We start from the raw sequence: 15,143 nt of genomic DNA, 5'->3' as shown, positions 1-15,143 counted from the left end.
TCCTCGATCAGGTTGTTGCTCGGAGGTTACGGCCCCCAGCCTATGGCCAACCCCGCTCCCTGGTGACTGCACGGCTCGCCTGCCGGACACGCGTGGCCTGCGGGCGGGGCGACACCGATGAGTCCGGCATCGTGGCGTCGTCCACCCTCGGCTCACCGCGGAGCGTCCCGTCGCGTCAGGTACTCGTGGTGGCGGACTCCGCGGCGCGGACCCGCCCCTCCAGGGCACGGCTGGCGGCACGCATCGCCTGCTCGGCGTCGACACCGTCGGTCTGCGCCCGGCGCACGACGTCGAGCAGCTCGGCCCCGTAACGCTCCGTGGGGTCGTCCGCCGACGCCGGTGCGCCGTCGTCGTCCACGAGCCCGGCCTTGCTCGCGCGGGAGACCACCTTCTGGGCACGGGCGAGGGCCCCCTGGGCGAGCGGGACGCCCTCCAGGACCGACGTGCGCTGCTTCTCTGCCTGCTTGATGTCCTCCCAGCCCAGGAGGACGTCGTCGGCGGTGCGCTCCGTGCCGTCCGGGACGAACACGTGCGGGTGCCGCCGCACGAGCTTGTCCGCGAGGTCGCGGGCGACGTCGTCCACCGTGAACGGCCCCGGCTCCTCGGCGGCGATCCGCGCGTGGAACAGCACCTGCAGCAGTACGTCGCCGAGCTCCTCGCGCATGTGGTCGCCGTCGCCGGACTCGATGGCCTCGGCCAGCTCGTACGCCTCCTCCAGGAGGTACGGCACCAGTGACTCGTGCGTCTGCTTCCGGTCCCACGGGCAGCCGCCCGGCGAGTAGAGATGGTCCATGACGTCGACGGCGCGCCGCAGCTGATCCATGCGCCGATGATGCCACGGGCCCCTTCTCCCGGACCGGGCCGACGGCGCCGCCTCATAGCGTCACCACAGCATCGCGGCAGCATCGGTCCAGCGGCGGGCGTGAGCCTCAGTCCATGTTCCTCACGTACCTGCGCAGGGAGCTGCGCAACAGACGTCAGCAGACGGCGGTGGTCGCCGTCGGGCTGGCCGTCGCGATCGCACTGGTCATGGTGGTCTCGTCCGTGTCGGCGGGAGTGCGCGACGCGCAGGCCGCCGTACTGGAGTCGGTCTACGGCGTCGGCACCGACATCACCGTCGCCCAGACGCTCGAACCGGGTGAGGGCGGCGTGGGCGGCCCCGGCCGCTTCGACTTCGACGAGGACGCCGGGGAGGCCACGGACGACGGCACCCGCGCGATCTCGCAGGACCAGCTCACCACGAACCGCGGGACGACGGCGTTCGACGCGTCCGCGCTCGACACCGTCACCGGCCTCGACCACGTCACCGGCGCAGCCGGCACGCTGGAACTCACCAGCACGAGCTTCTCCGGCGAGATGCCTGACCTCGGGGAGACGGGCGAGGGCGCGGAGTCCGGCCTGCCGCCGGGCCCGGGCGAGGAGGGCACCACCGACGGCGGGAGCGGGCGGTCGTCGTTCCAGATCGACCAGCTGACCGTGACGGGCATCGACCCGGCGGCCGCCGCCGTCGGCCCGCTGACCACGACCGAGGTCGCGGACGGCCGCGCCTTCCAGGCGTCCGACGCCGGCCAGGACGTCGCCGTGCTCGACGCCGTCTACGCGGAGCAGGAGGAGATCGCGGTCGGTGACACCACCACGGTCGGCGGCTCCGAGCTCGAGGTGGTCGGGACGGTGCGCTCGACGACCGGCGACGGCGTCGAGACCTCCGCGAACGTGTACCTCCCGATCGACGTGGCGGCCGGGCTCGCAGACCTGGAGGACCAGGTCACGACGCTCTACGTACAGGTCGACTCGGCGGAGCACGTCGACGCCGTGGCGGAGGCGGTCGCCGCGGAGCTGCCGGACGCGACGGTCTCCACGCAGGCGGAGCTCGCCGAAGGCGTGTCCGGCTCCTTGTCCACGGCGTCATCGCTGGTCTCGACGCTGGGCAGGTGGCTTTCGGCGATCGTGCTGCTCGCGGCGTTCGGCCTCGCGGTCCTGTTCACCGTGTCCGGTGTGAACCGCCGCACGCGCGAGCTCGGCACGCTCAAGGCGCTCGGCTGGACGCAGCGACGGGTGGTCGGCCAGATCGCGGGCGAGTCCGTGGCGCAAGGACTGATCGGCGGTGTCGCGGGTGTCCTGCTCGGCGGGCTCGCCGTGCTGGCCGTGAACCTCTCCGGGATCACGCTGAGCGGCTCCGCCGGGACGCAGCTCGCCGGACCCGGCGGGGGCGGCTCCGAGGTGGGGCCGATGCGGGAGAACGGCGTCGGGGGTGGAGCCGCCGGTGGCGGCCCGGCCGCGTTCGGCGGGGGCGCCGGTGGCGGCCTGACTGAAACGGTGTCCGACGTCGTCCTGCACGCGCCGGTCTCCCTGTGGATCGTGCTCGCCGCGGTGGGACTGGCGGTGCTCGGTGGCCTGGTGGCGGGCGTCGTCGGAGGGCATCGCGCGGCGCGGCTGCGCCCCGCGGAGGCGTTCCGCTCGCTCGCCTGAGCACCACCGCCCCGGCCGTCTGCCGGGCTGCCGGGCGGCCGGTCACCACAAGACCGACCAGCCCTGTGATCGGTCCCTCCATGAGCGGTCGGTCTTTCCATGAGTGATCGGCAGTTCAAACTGCCGATCACTCATGGAAAGACCGACCGCGTGGAGAGAACCGCGGACCACCGCACGTCGTCGTACAACGAGAGGCAGGCATGTCGTGTACCGGATCGAGAAGTTGAGCAAGACGTACACCCAGGGGAAGCGGACCGTGCACGCGTTGCGCGACGTGTCCCTGAACATCGAGGACGGCGAGCTGCTGTCCATCCAGGGCCCGACCGGAGGCGGGAAGTCCACGCTGCTGCAGGCGCTGGGCGGGCTGGACCGGCCGACGTCGGGCAGCGTGGTGCTGGACGGCAAGGACCTCGCCACGATGAACGATGCCGGGCTCACCCGGTTCCGCGCGGAGACTGTCGGCTTCGTGTTCCAGAACTTCAACCTCATCCCGACGCTGACGGCGCAGGAGAACGTCGGGACGGCACTCGTGCCCGCGGGCGTGGCGAGGGGGGAGCGGGCACGGCGGGCGCTGGACGCGCTGGAGTCGGTAGGGCTCGGTGAGCGGGCCGACCACCTGCCGGGCGAGCTGTCCGGCGGGCAGCAGCAGCGCGTCGCGATCGCGCGGGCGCTGGTGAAGAACCCGAGCGTGCTGCTCGCGGACGAGCCCACCGGCAACCTCGACGAGGAGACCCGCGACGAGCTGGTGGACCTGCTGGAGGGCCTGTGGAAGGAACAGGGGCTGACGCTGATCATGGTCACGCACGATTCGGTGGTCGCGGCCCGCACCCCGCGCCGCATCCGCATCGCGAAGGGCAAGGTCAAAGAGCTGACGCCGGGCTGACGACGCCCGCCCCGGACGCTCTGCCGGCCTCGCCGGCCTGTCCGACAGGGGATCCCCGCCGACCACGCCGACCACGCCGACCACGCCGACCACGCCGACCACAGGATCCCCTGGCGGCCACGTCATCCTGTGCCGACCACGCCATCCTGCGGGGTGGGCACGTTCCACCACAACGAGATGACGTGGTCGGCACAGGATGACGTGGTCGCCGGGGATCTCGTGGTCGGGGCGCGGGGTCGGCGCGCGAGGTCGGGGCGCGGCGCGCGGCGTCGGCGCGCGAGGTGGGAGGCGGGTGGGTGAATCCTCCGGTGGCGCTGGCCTCGGGCTCTCCGGTGTGGCTACGATCACGCTCAAACACCCGGACTGCGCAAAGGAGCGCCCCTGATGGTGCATCGAAATCGTTTCACATCTCGTCGCACGGCCAGACCCGGCCGCCGCCTGACCGCCGCAGCCACGGCGGCCACGCTCGCACTCGCCGGCGCCACCGCAGCGACCGTCGCCCTGACGAGCCCGGCCGCCGCCGAGCCCGTGACGATCACCGCGGTCGACCTCACCGACGGCACCACCGGCGACTGGACCCCGTCCGGGAACGCCACGCTCGACGTCGTCCCGGACCCCGACGACGCAGGCGACAACGTCCTGTCCATCACCCGCGCCGCCGACCACGAGGGGATCCAGTCCCCCACCGGCCTCTTCGAGCCGGGCGCCACCTACCACTTCTCGATGCGCGCCCGCGTCGCACCCGACGGCGACGCCCAGCCGGAGGCCACCGACGTCCGCTTCGTCATGAAGCCGGACTACGACTGGATCGCCAACACCACCGTGACGTCCGCGTGGACCGACGTCTCCGGCTCGTTCACGGCCCCGGCCGACGGCGACGCCGCCGACCTCCAGGTCTACCTCGGCACCGCGGACCAGGAGGCCCCGTACACGATCATGGTCGACGACATCCTCGTGACCGGCGACGACTCCGGCTCCCCCGGCACGCCCGGCGGCGGTGGCGCGATCAACCCGGTCCCCACCCCGGCGTACCTCGCCGACGGCTCGGGCGACGTCTCCGCCCTCACGTTCGACGACGGCCCGAACCCGGGGACCACGCCCGCGCTGCTGGACTTCCTCTCCGACAACGATATCCACGCGACGTTCTGTGTCATCGGTCAGAACATCCAGACGGACGACGGCGCCGAGATTCTGCGGCGGATCGTGGCCGAGGGCCACACCCTGTGCAACCACTCGACCGGCTACGCCGACATGGGCGGCTGGACCGCCGACCAGGTCCGCGCCGACATGACCGAGAACCTGCAGATCATCCGGCAGGCGCTCGGCGACCCGAACGCGAAGGTCCCGTTCTGGCGGGCGCCGAACGGCTCGTGGGGCGTGACGCCCGGCGTCGCCGTGGAGCTGGGCATGCAGCCCCTGGACGTGCGGAACACCATCGCGGACTGGGAGACGCAGGACGTCCCCACGCTCACCGACAACCTGCGCGGCGCCATGGTGCCGGGCGAGATCGTGCTCGCGCACGACGGCGGCGGGGACCGTTCCGGCACGCTCGCCGCGGTCGAGACCGTGGTGACCGAACGCCTCGCCGAGGGCTGGGAGTTCGTGTTCCCGCAGGGCACTCCCCCGGCGTCGGGCCCGGTGCTGACGGCCGACTTCGAGGACGGCGAGCTGGGCGGCTGGGCGCCGCGCAACGGGTCGGACGACAGCGGCTTCGACGTCGCCGTCGCGGACGCCTACGCCCACGAGTCGGCCTACTCCGCGGGCGTCACCGGCCGCGAGTACACGGGCGACGGGATCGGGCTCGACGTGACGGAGGTTCTGTCGGCGGGCGTCACCTACGACGTCTCGGCCTGGGTCAGGTTCGCCGGGGACGCCACGGCCGGCGACATCTGGCTCAGCCTCGCGCACACCACTGACGGCGAGACCACCTACGACACGGTCGACCAGTTCAGCGGGATGTCGAGCAGCTCGTGGCAGCAGGTCACGACGTCCTTCACCATGCCGGCGGCCGACGACGCGCTGCTCTACCTGGAGACCGCGTACGACGGCGGGAACCTCGCGGACTGGTTCGTCGACGACATCGAGATCTCCGTGCCGGAGCCCCCGGTCGTCGAAGATCTGACACCCCTCCACGAGACGCTCCCGTTCCCGGTGGGCGTGGCGATCGACTCGCGTGAGACCACCGGCCCGGCCGGCGAGCTCACGACACGCCACTTCGACCAGCTCACGCCGGAGAACCACATGAAGCCGGAGGCCTGGTACGCCGAGGACGGCACCTTCCGCCGACACCCCGAGGCGACGGCGCTGATGGACTTCGCCGCCGCGAACGACGTCCGCGTCTACGGCCACGTGCTCGCCTGGCACAGCCAGACGCCGGACTGGTTCTTCCAGGACGCCGACGGTGAGCCGCTGTCCGCGGACCCCGCCGGCCAGGAGATCCTTCGCCAGCGCCTGCACGACCACATCTTCGGCGTGGCGGAGAACCTCGCCGACGACTACGGCCCGTTCGGTTCGGACACGAACCCGCTGGTCGCGTGGGACGTGGTGAACGAGGTCGTCTCGGACAGCGGCGAGTTCGAGGACGGTATGCGCCGTTCGGAGTGGTATCGGATCCTCGGCGAGGAGTTCGTCGACCTGGCGTTCCAGTACGCCGACGAGGCGTTCAACGAGGAGTTCGCGGCGCCGCCGTCGGACACGGTCGCCGAGCGTCCGGTGGCCCTGTTCATCAACGACTACAACACGGAGCAGTCGGGCAAGCAGGACCGGTACCTCGCGCTGGTCGAGCGGCTGCTGGGCCGCGGGGTGCCGCTGGACGGCGTCGGGCACCAGTTCCACGTGAACCTGTCGATGCCGGTGAGCGCGCTGGAGGTGGCGCTGGACCGGTTCGCCGGGCTGCCGGTGAAGCAGGCGGTGACCGAACTGGACGTGACCACGGGCACGCCGGTCACGCAGGCCCGGCTGATCGACCAGGGCTACTACTACCGCGACGCGTTCGACGCGTTCCGGGAGCACGCGGACAGCATGTACAGCGTCACGGTGTGGGGCCTGACCGACGGCCGGTCGTGGCGTTCCGACAGCGGTGCTCCGCTGCTGTTCGACGACGCCTACCAGGCCAAGCCCGCCTACCACGGTGCGGTCGACGGCGAGCTGCCCGCCAGGCTGCGCACGGCGGACGTGTTCGCCGGTGACGTTCCCCTGGACGACACCGCGACGGCCGCCCCCGAGTGGGACCGGCTCCCGCTCCACACGTTCGAGACGGCAGGGGGCACGTCCGGGTTCCAGCTCCGCTGGGCACCGGACCACCTCACGGTCTACGCGACGGTGGACGACGCCACCGACGACGCCGGGCAGGACTCGGTGAGCCTCGCCCTCGGCGAGACGGGCCGCACGGTCGGCCGGGACGGCTCCGGTGACGCGGACGCGGTGGTGTCCGAGCGGGACGGCGGCTACGACGTCGTCGTGCACCTGCCGCTGGACGCCGCGGCCGAGGGCGACACGCTCGGGCTCGACGTGCGAGTGTCCGACGGCGGCGAGGACGCCGGGGCGTGGAACTCGCCCGGCGCGCTCGGCACGCTGACGTTCGTCGAGGAGCTCTCCTACGTCCGGGTGCCCGAGGCGGCGGCGGCTCCGGTGGTCGACGGCGAGGCCGGTGCCGCCTACGGCGACGCCGAGCCGGTCGTCACCGCCAAGACGGTCGACGGCGAGTCGGGAGCGCAGGCCACCGTGTCCACGACGTGGCACGGGAGCACGCTGTACGTGCTCGCCGAGGTCGCCGACCCGGTGATCGACGTGTCCGGTTCGGACCCGTGGATACAGGACTCGGTCGAGTTCTACGTGGACGCGGGCAACGCGAAGAACGGCGGCTACCGGGCCGACGACACACAGATCCGCATCTCGGCGGAGAACGTCGTCTCGTTCGGCACGGGTGACGAAGCCGACCAGGCCGCACGGCTGACGTCTGCGGTCCGGCAGGTCGAGGGCGGGTACGTCGTCGAGGCGGCCGTGGACCTGCTGGCCTCCGGGGGTGCGGGAACGTTCCATGGCCTGGACTTCCAGGTCAACGACGCCACCGACGGCGCCCGGACCGCCATCCACAACTGGGCCGACCCGACCGGGGCGGGCTACCAGTCCACGGCACACTGGGGCGTGGGCGAGCTGGTCGCCGCCGAGGTCCCGGCCATCGAGAACACGGCGCCGCCGGAGATCACCGGGAAGGCACGCCCGGGCCGAACGCTCACGGCCGACCCCGGCGCGTGGTCGGTCGACGGCCTCACGTTCCGCTACCAGTGGCTGCGCGACGGCGAGCCGATCCACCGGGCGCACGGGAAGTCCACCGGCACCGGCCCGAGGTACAAGGTCACGCCCCGGGACGTCGGGCACGAGCTGACCGTGGAGGTCACCGCCGAGGCGGAGGGCTACGCGCCGGTCACCGCCGGCTCGGACGCGGTCACGGTCGGGCATCCGAACCTGTGGGAGCTGATCCGGGACTGGCTGTCGCCGTTCTGGCCCTGGCCCTGGCACTGACCGGGACCCGGCACCGGCGTTGACCGCCCCGCGGCACGCCGGTGCCGGTGCCGGCCCACTGTTACCCATCTTTTACTTGCATAAGTGCACATCTCTGCCAAAGTTGCGGTTATGGCGCAGATCACAACCCGGATCACCGCGGCCGCCGGCACGGCCGCCGTCGCACTCACGCTCGCCGCGTGCAGCCCGAGCGACACCGACGGCGGCGGGGACGACGGGCCCGTCACCCTGGAGACCTGGATCAGCCAGGACATGGAGACGTTGTTTCCCGGGGACGCCGGGGCGTACGACAACATCAGCGTGCTCGACGTCGTCTACGACGGGCTGGTCCGGTACGACCCGGAGACCACGGAGCCCTACAACTACGTGGCCGAGTCGATCGAGCCGAACGACGACAACACGGTCTGGACCATCACGATCAAGCCGGGCCTGACGTTCCAGAACGGCGAGCCCGTCGACGCCGAGGCTTTCGCCCGTTCCTGGAACTACACGGCCGACGGCGACAACGGCCTGTACTCCAACTACTACTTCGGCATCGTCGAGGGCTACGACCAGATGCAGCCCGAGCTGGACGACGAGGGCGAGATCGCCGAGCCGGGCGCCGTCGACGAGCTGTCCGGCCTGGAGGTGGTCGACGACCTGACCCTCGAGGTCAACCTCGGCAGCCCGTTCGCCGGCTTCGCGACCATGCTCGGCTACACCGGCTTCTACCCGGTCGCGCAGGAGTGCCTGGACGACGTCGAGACGTGCACGACCGACCCCATCGGGAACGGGCCCTTCCAGGTCACCGAGTGGACGCAGAGCCAGGAGCTCACCGCCGAGAAGTGGTCGGACTACCCGCTGGACGAGACGCCCGGCTACGACGCGATCCACTGGACCGAGTACGCGACCGGCGAGACGTCCGGCTGGGCCGACTTCCAGGCCGGCGAGCTCGACCTGTCGTTCCCTCCGACGCCGGAGGTCGAGGCCGCTCGCAACGACCCGGAGCTGTCGGAACGCTACGTCGAGCAGCCGGGTTCGGCGCTCACCTACCTCGGCTTCTCCCTCTACGAGGACGGCCCGTGGGAGGACGTCGAGTTCCGCAAGGCGATCTCCATGGCGATCGACCGCGAGGGCATCATCTCGTCGCTCGGCAGCGGGCAGGCCACTCCGGCGGACTCCTGGGTCCCCGAGGGTGTCCCCGGCGGCACGGCCGGCACGTGCGAGTGGTGCACCTTCGACCCGGAGGCCGCCGAGGAGGCACTGGAAGAGGCCGGCGGCTGGCCCGACGGCGAGAAGCTCCAGATCAGCCTGGGCGACGACGACGCCGAGGTGGAGTACTTCACCGCGATCGGCAACTCCATCGAGGAGGTGCTCGGCATCCCGTACGAGCTCGACATCGACCCGGACTACTTCACCACGCGCGCCGAGCAGGGCTACGACGGCACCTTTCGGAACAACTGGTTCCCGGACTACCCGCTGAACGAGAACTTCCTGAGCTTCTACGCCTCCGGCGAGCCGGGCGCGGGCCAGTTCGGCTGGTACAGCGAGGAGTTCGAGGACAAGCTCGACGAGGCCGCGGCGGCCCCGACGCTCGACGAGTCCGTCACCCTCTACCAGGAGGCCGAGAGCATCCTCGCCGAGGAGTTCCCGACCATCCCGTTCCGCTGGAGCTTCAGCGCCACGTACTACAGCGAGCGCCTGAGCAACGTGACTCTCAACCCGTTCTCGGGTGCCCCGATGCTCCGCCGGCTCGAGGTCTCGGCCTGACCCTCCCGCCGCTCCCCGTCGCCGCCCGCACGGTCCGGGGGCGGAGCCGGCGTGCTCTGGCTCCGCCCCTGGCCCCTGCCGTGCACGTGACGACGGGTGGACGGTCCGGGGACGACATGCGAGAGGGCCCATGACGAGCTACATCGCGAAGCGGCTGGTGCAGGGGGCCGGGACGCTGCTCCTGGTGATGTTCCTGCTGCACCTGCTCACGACCGTCGCCATCCAGCTGAACGGCAACCCCGCGCAGGCGTTCTTCGGGGACAAGGTGCCGTCGGCGGCGCAGGTGGCCGCCGTCGAGCAGCGCTTCAACCTCGACGACCCGTGCTTCGACAGGGTCGGTGATCCCTGTCTCGGGCCGTTCGTCGAGCGGCTCGGGCAGTACGCCACGGGCGACTTCGGCACGAACCTGCGGGGGCGCGAGGTCGTGGACATCGTGGGGGCGGCCGCGCCGAACACGCTGCGGCTGTTCTGCGTCGTCGTCCTCACGTGGCTGGTCCTCGGCATGGTGCTCGGGTCCGTCGCCGCCCGCTGGCGGGGGTCGGCGAGCGACCACGGGATCCGGCTCACGTCGGTCCTCATCGACGCCTTCCCGGTCTTCGTGCTGCTGATCGTGTACCGGTACGTCGTGGCCGTCCCCCTGAACCGGTGGTCCAAGGAGACGTTCGGCACGGACAGCTGGCCGCCGTACTGGTTCCGGCCGTCGTTCGACCCGGCGCACCCGTGGGCGACGATCGTCGTGCCCGGCATCCTGCTGGGGCTGGCCGGGTCGGCCGCGTTCATCCGGCTGGTGCGGGCGAGCCAGCTCGAGTCCTACGCGGGCGAGCACGTGCGGACCGCCCGGTCGAAAGGACTGCGGGAGGGGCACGTCGTCGTGCACCACGTGGTCCGGAACTCGTCCGTGCCGGTGGTCACCGCTGTCGGCCTCACCTTCGCCGAGGCGCTCGGCGGTGCCGTCATCACGGAGGGCCTGATGAACATCTACGGGATGGGCGGAGTGCTGTGGGGGGCCGTCCGGAACGACGACGTCGGCCTCGTGCTCGGCGTCGTGACCCTGCTGACCGCCGTGACCGTGCTGGTGATGATCGCCGTCGACATCGCCTACGCCCTGCTCGACCCGAGGATCCGCTATGAATGACATCGACGAGGGACGGGGAGTGCGGCAGCAGCCTGCGGACGCGCCCACCGGGGGCCGTACGGGCCTCTCCGGCCGCGGTGCGGGGCACGTCGGTGCGCCGTCGCGGCCGCTGGCCGGGGCCTGGCGCACGATGCGACGCCGGCCCGACGCCGTGGTCGCTTCCGTCGTGCTCGTGCTCTTCACCACGATGGCCTTGTTCCCGCGGCTCTTCACCGCGACGGACCCGCGCTCGTGCCCCATCCGCGAGGCCCGGATCGACCCGCAGGGCTGGGGTTCCGAGCATCCGCTGGGCACGGACCCGCTCGGCTGCGACGTGCTCGCGACCCTGGTGCACGGGGTACGGCCGTCGCTGCTGCTCGCCATCGTGGTGGTCGGCGTGGCGCTGCTGATCGGAGTGACGCTCGGGCTGCTCGCCGGGTACTACCTGGGGTGGGTCGACTACCTGGTCTCGCGCACCGTCGAGGTGTTCCTCGTGATCCCGCTGCTGCTCGCCGCGCTGCTGATCCTGTCCCTGTTCCAGGGGGTCGACCTCGGCGGCGGGACGTTCGACGTGATCCTGCTGCCGGCCGTCGTGCTCATCCTGTTCAGCTGGATGCCGTACGCCCGGCACGTGCGCGCGAGCGTCCTGGAGACGAAGAACCTGGACTACGTGACCGCCGCACGCTCGCTGGGTGCCTCCGACCTGCGCGTCATGGTGCGGCACGTGCTGCCCAACGCGATCGGGCCGGTGACGGCGATCCTGCCCACCTCGGTGGCGGGGATCATCAGCTGGGAGGCGGTGCTGTCGTTCCTCGGCATCGGGGTGCGTCCGCCGGCGACGAGCTGGGGCATCCAGATCGAGCAGGGCTCGGAGTGGGTCACGGGCGGCGCGCCCCACATCCTGCTCGCTCCCCTGACCTGCCTGGTCGCCACGGTGCTGGCGCTCGTCGTCCTCGGCGACGTCCTCCGCGACGCCCTCGACCCGAGGCTGGCCCGATGAGCGGCGGCGCGTCGGGTGTCGACCACGCCGTCCTGCGTGGTCGTGGTGGCCTCGCTTCCACCCCGCAGGACGGCGTGGTCGACGCGGGGGTGAGCCTGGGGGCGGGGGCGGATGTTCCGTTGCTGGAGGTGCGGGACCTGGCCGTCGAGTTTCGGACGGCTGCGGGGGGTGTGCGGGCGGTGGACGGGGTCTCCTACCGGGTGGCGGCCGGGCGGACGCTCGCGGTGGTGGGTGAGTCCGGGTCGGGGAAGTCGGTGTCGTCGCTCGCGGTGATGGGGCTGCTGCCCGCCGGCGCACGCGTCACGCGCGGGTCGGTCCTGCTGGCAGGCGAGGACCTGCTGAGCCTGAGCCGCCGGGCGCACCGCGACCGGTGCGGGGACCGGGTCGCGATGGTCTTCCAGGACGCGCTGGCCGCGCTCAACCCCGTGCACACCGTCGGCTACCAGCTGACCGAGGCGCTCCGGGCGCGGCGCGGGACGTCGCGCGCGGACGCCGCGCGCCGGGCCGTGGAGCTGCTGGACCTGGTGCAGGTCCCGAACGCGAAGGGGCGGGTCAAGGACTACCCGCACCAGTTCTCGGGCGGCATGCGGCAGCGCGTCATGATCGCCACCGCGCTCGCGATGGACCCCGACGTGCTCATCGCGGACGAACCCACCACCGCCCTGGACGTCACCGTGCAGGCGCAGGTGCTGCGACTGCTCTCCGAGATCCAGGCCGAGCGGCAGATGGGGCTGGTGCTCATCACGCACGACCTGGGCGTCGTGGCCGGCGTGGCCGACGACGTCACCGTCATGTACGCCGGCCGGGTCGTGGAGCAGGCGCCGGTCACGGAGACGTTCCGCGCGCCGGCCCACCCCTACACCCGGGCGCTGCTCCGGTCGATCCCGTCGGCGGGCGCCGGGACTCCGGCTGGCCCTGGAGCACAGGCGAGCACCGGTGAGCAGACGGGCACCGGGGCACGGGAGCGGTCGGTGCGGCGCCGCCTGCCCGTCATTCCGGGACGTCCCCCCAGCCCGGGCGCGCTGCCGGCCGGGTGCGCGTTCCATCCGCGCTGTGACGGTGCCCGCGCGGTGTGCCGCGTCGGCCCCCCGCCGGCACCGGACGACGTCGCCCCGGGCCGCACGTCGGCCTGCCACTTCGCCGCCGAGGTCCTCGCGGCCCGCGACGACGCCGCGGCGCCCGGCAGCGCCGGAGCATCCGAAGCCCCTGACGCACCGACGCCGAGCGCCCGCCAGGACGTGCCCGCGCCCGACACCCAGGCCGGTCAGGAGGGCGACCGATGACCGAGCACGTGCTCGAGGTCCGCGACCTCGTCAGGCACTTCCCGGTGCACCGCGGCCTGCTGCGCCGCACCGTCGGCACGGTCAAGGCCGTCGACGGCGTCTCGCTCGCCCTCGGCAGGGGCCGCACGCTCGGCGTGGTGGGCGAGTCCGGGTCGGGCAAGTCGACGCTCGCGCGGATGCTCGTAGGGATAGACCGGCCGACGTCAGGCCAGGTCCTGGTCGAGGGCGAGGACGTCGCGCACCTGTCCCGAGCGGCCCGCAGGCGGCTGCGCCGCGACGTGCAGATGGTGTTCCAGGACCCCTACACGGCGCTGAACCCGCGGATGACCGTGGGGCAGATCGTGGGCGAACCGTTCGCGATCCACCGCGCACGGCCGTCCGGAGGGCGTACCGCGGCCGTCGGGGAGCTGCTGGAGCTGGTGGGACTCGACGCCGGCCATGCGAACCGCTATCCGCACCAGTTCTCGGGCGGGCAGCGCCAGCGCATCGGCATCGCCCGCGCGCTCGCGCTGCGCCCCAGGATCCTGGTGTGCGACGAGCCGGTCTCGGCGCTTGACGTGTCCGTGCAGGGCCAGGTCGTCAACCTCCTGCAGGACCTGCAGGACGAGCTCGGGCTGTCGTACCTCTTCGTGGCGCACGACCTGGGCGTGGTGCGCCACATCGCCGACGAGGTGGCCGTCATGTACCTGGGCCGCGTGGTGGAGCAGGGACCCTCCGACGACGTGTACGACGGCACCCTGCACCCCTACACCCAGGCGCTCCTGTCGGCGGTCCCCGAGCCCGACCCGTCCTTCCGCCTGACCGACTCGCACGCGATCACGCTGGAGGGCGAGCCGCCGTCGCCGATGGACCCGCCCACGGGATGCACCTTCCACACCCGCTGCCCGCTGGCGCGCGTCCTCGGGGGACCGGCGGCGACCGCGGCCGACGCCGGAGAGGCCGGGACCGCGGCCGACGCCGGGACCGCGGCGCCGCGCGACGGTGCGGCGGAGTCGGTAGAAACCGCGGAGGCGGCAGAGCCGGCAGAGGCGGCGGCAGCGGAGTCGGCGGCAGAGCCGGAGACCGCGGAGTCGCGCGACAGTGCCGCAGCGTCCGCGGTCAGCGACGGTGTCGCGGTGCCGCGCGACGGTGACGCCGTGTCGGGTGTCGCCCCGATCCTGCCGATCAGCGGCGGACGGTGCGTCCCGGCCGGATGCGCGGAGGTCTCTCCGGTCCTGGGACCGCACGGGGCCGACGGCGATCGCGAGGCGGGTGGCAGCCTGGCCGTGGACGGGGCGTCGCACCTGTCGGCGTGTCACTTCGCCCATATGCTCCCGATGCCGACGACGGTGGACTCATGACGCACGTGCTGGTGGTGCAGAACTCGACGTCCTCGGGCCCTCGGCGGCTCGGCGGGTGGCTCGCGGAGGCGGCCGTGACAGCCGACGTCGTGCAGGCCGAGGACGGCTTGCCGGACCTCGACGGGTACGACGGCGTCGTCCTGCTCGGCGGCGGCTACCTGCCCGACGACGACGACGCTCACCCCTGGCTGCCCCGCGAGCGGGCTCTCACGGCCGAGGCCCTGGAGCGCGAGCTGCCGCTGCTGGGCATCTGCCTCGGCGAGCAGCTGCTGGCGCATGTCGCGGGTGGCGAGGTCACGGCGAGGTCCGGTGAGACGGAACGTGGGATGTGTGCGCTGGAGGTCCTGCCCGAGGCGGGGGACGATCCGGTCTTCGGGCAGTTCGCCGGCCGGCAGGCAGGCGAGCGCACCACGGACACCCCGGCCGGCGCCGTCCCCGGGCCGCTGTGGATGCTGCAGAACCACGAGGACTCGGTGACACTGGCGCCGCCCGGCGCGACACTCCTGGTCACGTCGCCGGATTGCCGGGTGCAGGCGTTCCGCGTCGGCCGAGCCGCGTGGGGCGTCCAGTTCCACCCGGAGGCGCCGCCCGAAGCGATCCTGCGCTGGGACGAGGCCGCCCTGGCGGGCCAGGGCCTGGACCGCGCCACCCTGGCGGCAGCCGCGAGGACGCACGCCGACACCAACAAGACCCAGTCACGATCCCTGATTCATTCCTGGACCCGCCTGCTGAGAACTGTTCAGTAGGGTCTGGCAGACCTTTCAGGGCGGCCTAAATGGAT

General features: G+C 72.3%; 10 protein-coding genes. 9 read left to right on the top strand and 1 reads right to left on the bottom strand.

Annotation, left to right across the window (positions count from 1 at the left end):
* Positions 1-175 precede the first annotated feature (175 nt).
* Positions 176-823, bottom strand: a complete 648-nt coding sequence (locus ACYU96_RS16930; RefSeq protein WP_460756099.1) for a nucleoside triphosphate pyrophosphohydrolase — start codon at positions 821-823, stop codon at positions 176-178.
* 113 nt (positions 824-936) lie between these two features.
* Between ACYU96_RS16930 and ACYU96_RS16925 the strand changes: the two genes are divergently transcribed.
* The 9 genes from ACYU96_RS16925 to ACYU96_RS16885 all read left to right on the top strand — a co-directional run bounded on the left by ACYU96_RS16925 (position 937) and on the right by ACYU96_RS16885 (position 15,108).
* Entirely contained in the window at positions 937-2,469 is a 1,533-nt protein-coding gene (locus ACYU96_RS16925) for an ABC transporter permease (protein ID WP_460756097.1), read from the top strand.
* A gap of 205 nt (positions 2,470-2,674) precedes the next feature.
* Complete coding sequence (locus tag ACYU96_RS16920; protein WP_460756094.1) at positions 2,675-3,352, top strand: ABC transporter ATP-binding protein; 678 nt, start codon at positions 2,675-2,677, stop codon at positions 3,350-3,352.
* 384 nt (positions 3,353-3,736) lie between these two features.
* Positions 3,737-7,876, top strand: coding sequence for an endo-1,4-beta-xylanase (locus ACYU96_RS16915; protein ID WP_460756091.1), 4,140 nt, complete (start codon positions 3,737-3,739; stop codon positions 7,874-7,876).
* Between the two features lie 111 nt (positions 7,877-7,987).
* A complete protein-coding gene (locus ACYU96_RS16910) occupies positions 7,988-9,625 on the top strand; it encodes a peptide ABC transporter substrate-binding protein (RefSeq protein WP_460756088.1) in 1,638 nt (545 codons plus the stop codon).
* A gap of 130 nt (positions 9,626-9,755) precedes the next feature.
* Positions 9,756-10,760: an ABC transporter permease gene (locus ACYU96_RS16905; protein WP_460756086.1), complete on the top strand. Its 1,005-nt coding sequence runs from the start codon at positions 9,756-9,758 to the stop codon at positions 10,758-10,760.
* Positions 10,753-11,739, top strand: a complete 987-nt coding sequence (locus ACYU96_RS16900; RefSeq protein WP_460756083.1) for an ABC transporter permease — start codon at positions 10,753-10,755, stop codon at positions 11,737-11,739. The genes ACYU96_RS16905 and ACYU96_RS16900 overlap by 8 nt, the downstream gene beginning before the upstream one ends.
* Positions 11,736-13,022, top strand: coding sequence for an ABC transporter ATP-binding protein (locus ACYU96_RS16895; protein WP_460756080.1), 1,287 nt, complete (start codon positions 11,736-11,738; stop codon positions 13,020-13,022). The genes ACYU96_RS16900 and ACYU96_RS16895 overlap by 4 nt, the downstream gene beginning before the upstream one ends.
* Positions 13,019-14,362 carry an ABC transporter ATP-binding protein gene (locus ACYU96_RS16890; RefSeq protein WP_460756078.1) on the top strand — a complete coding sequence of 448 codons (1,344 nt, stop codon included), beginning with the start codon at positions 13,019-13,021 and terminating at the stop codon, positions 14,360-14,362. The genes ACYU96_RS16895 and ACYU96_RS16890 overlap by 4 nt, the downstream gene beginning before the upstream one ends.
* Positions 14,359-15,108, top strand: coding sequence for a type 1 glutamine amidotransferase (locus tag ACYU96_RS16885; RefSeq protein WP_460756075.1), 750 nt, complete (start codon positions 14,359-14,361; stop codon positions 15,106-15,108). The genes ACYU96_RS16890 and ACYU96_RS16885 overlap by 4 nt, the downstream gene beginning before the upstream one ends.
* Positions 15,109-15,143 lie beyond the last annotated feature (35 nt).

The sequence above is a fragment of the Myceligenerans cantabricum genome (assembly GCF_054777735.1).
Note: the sequence above shows the minus strand (reverse complement) of the source record. Positions and strands in the feature narration are given on the sequence as shown.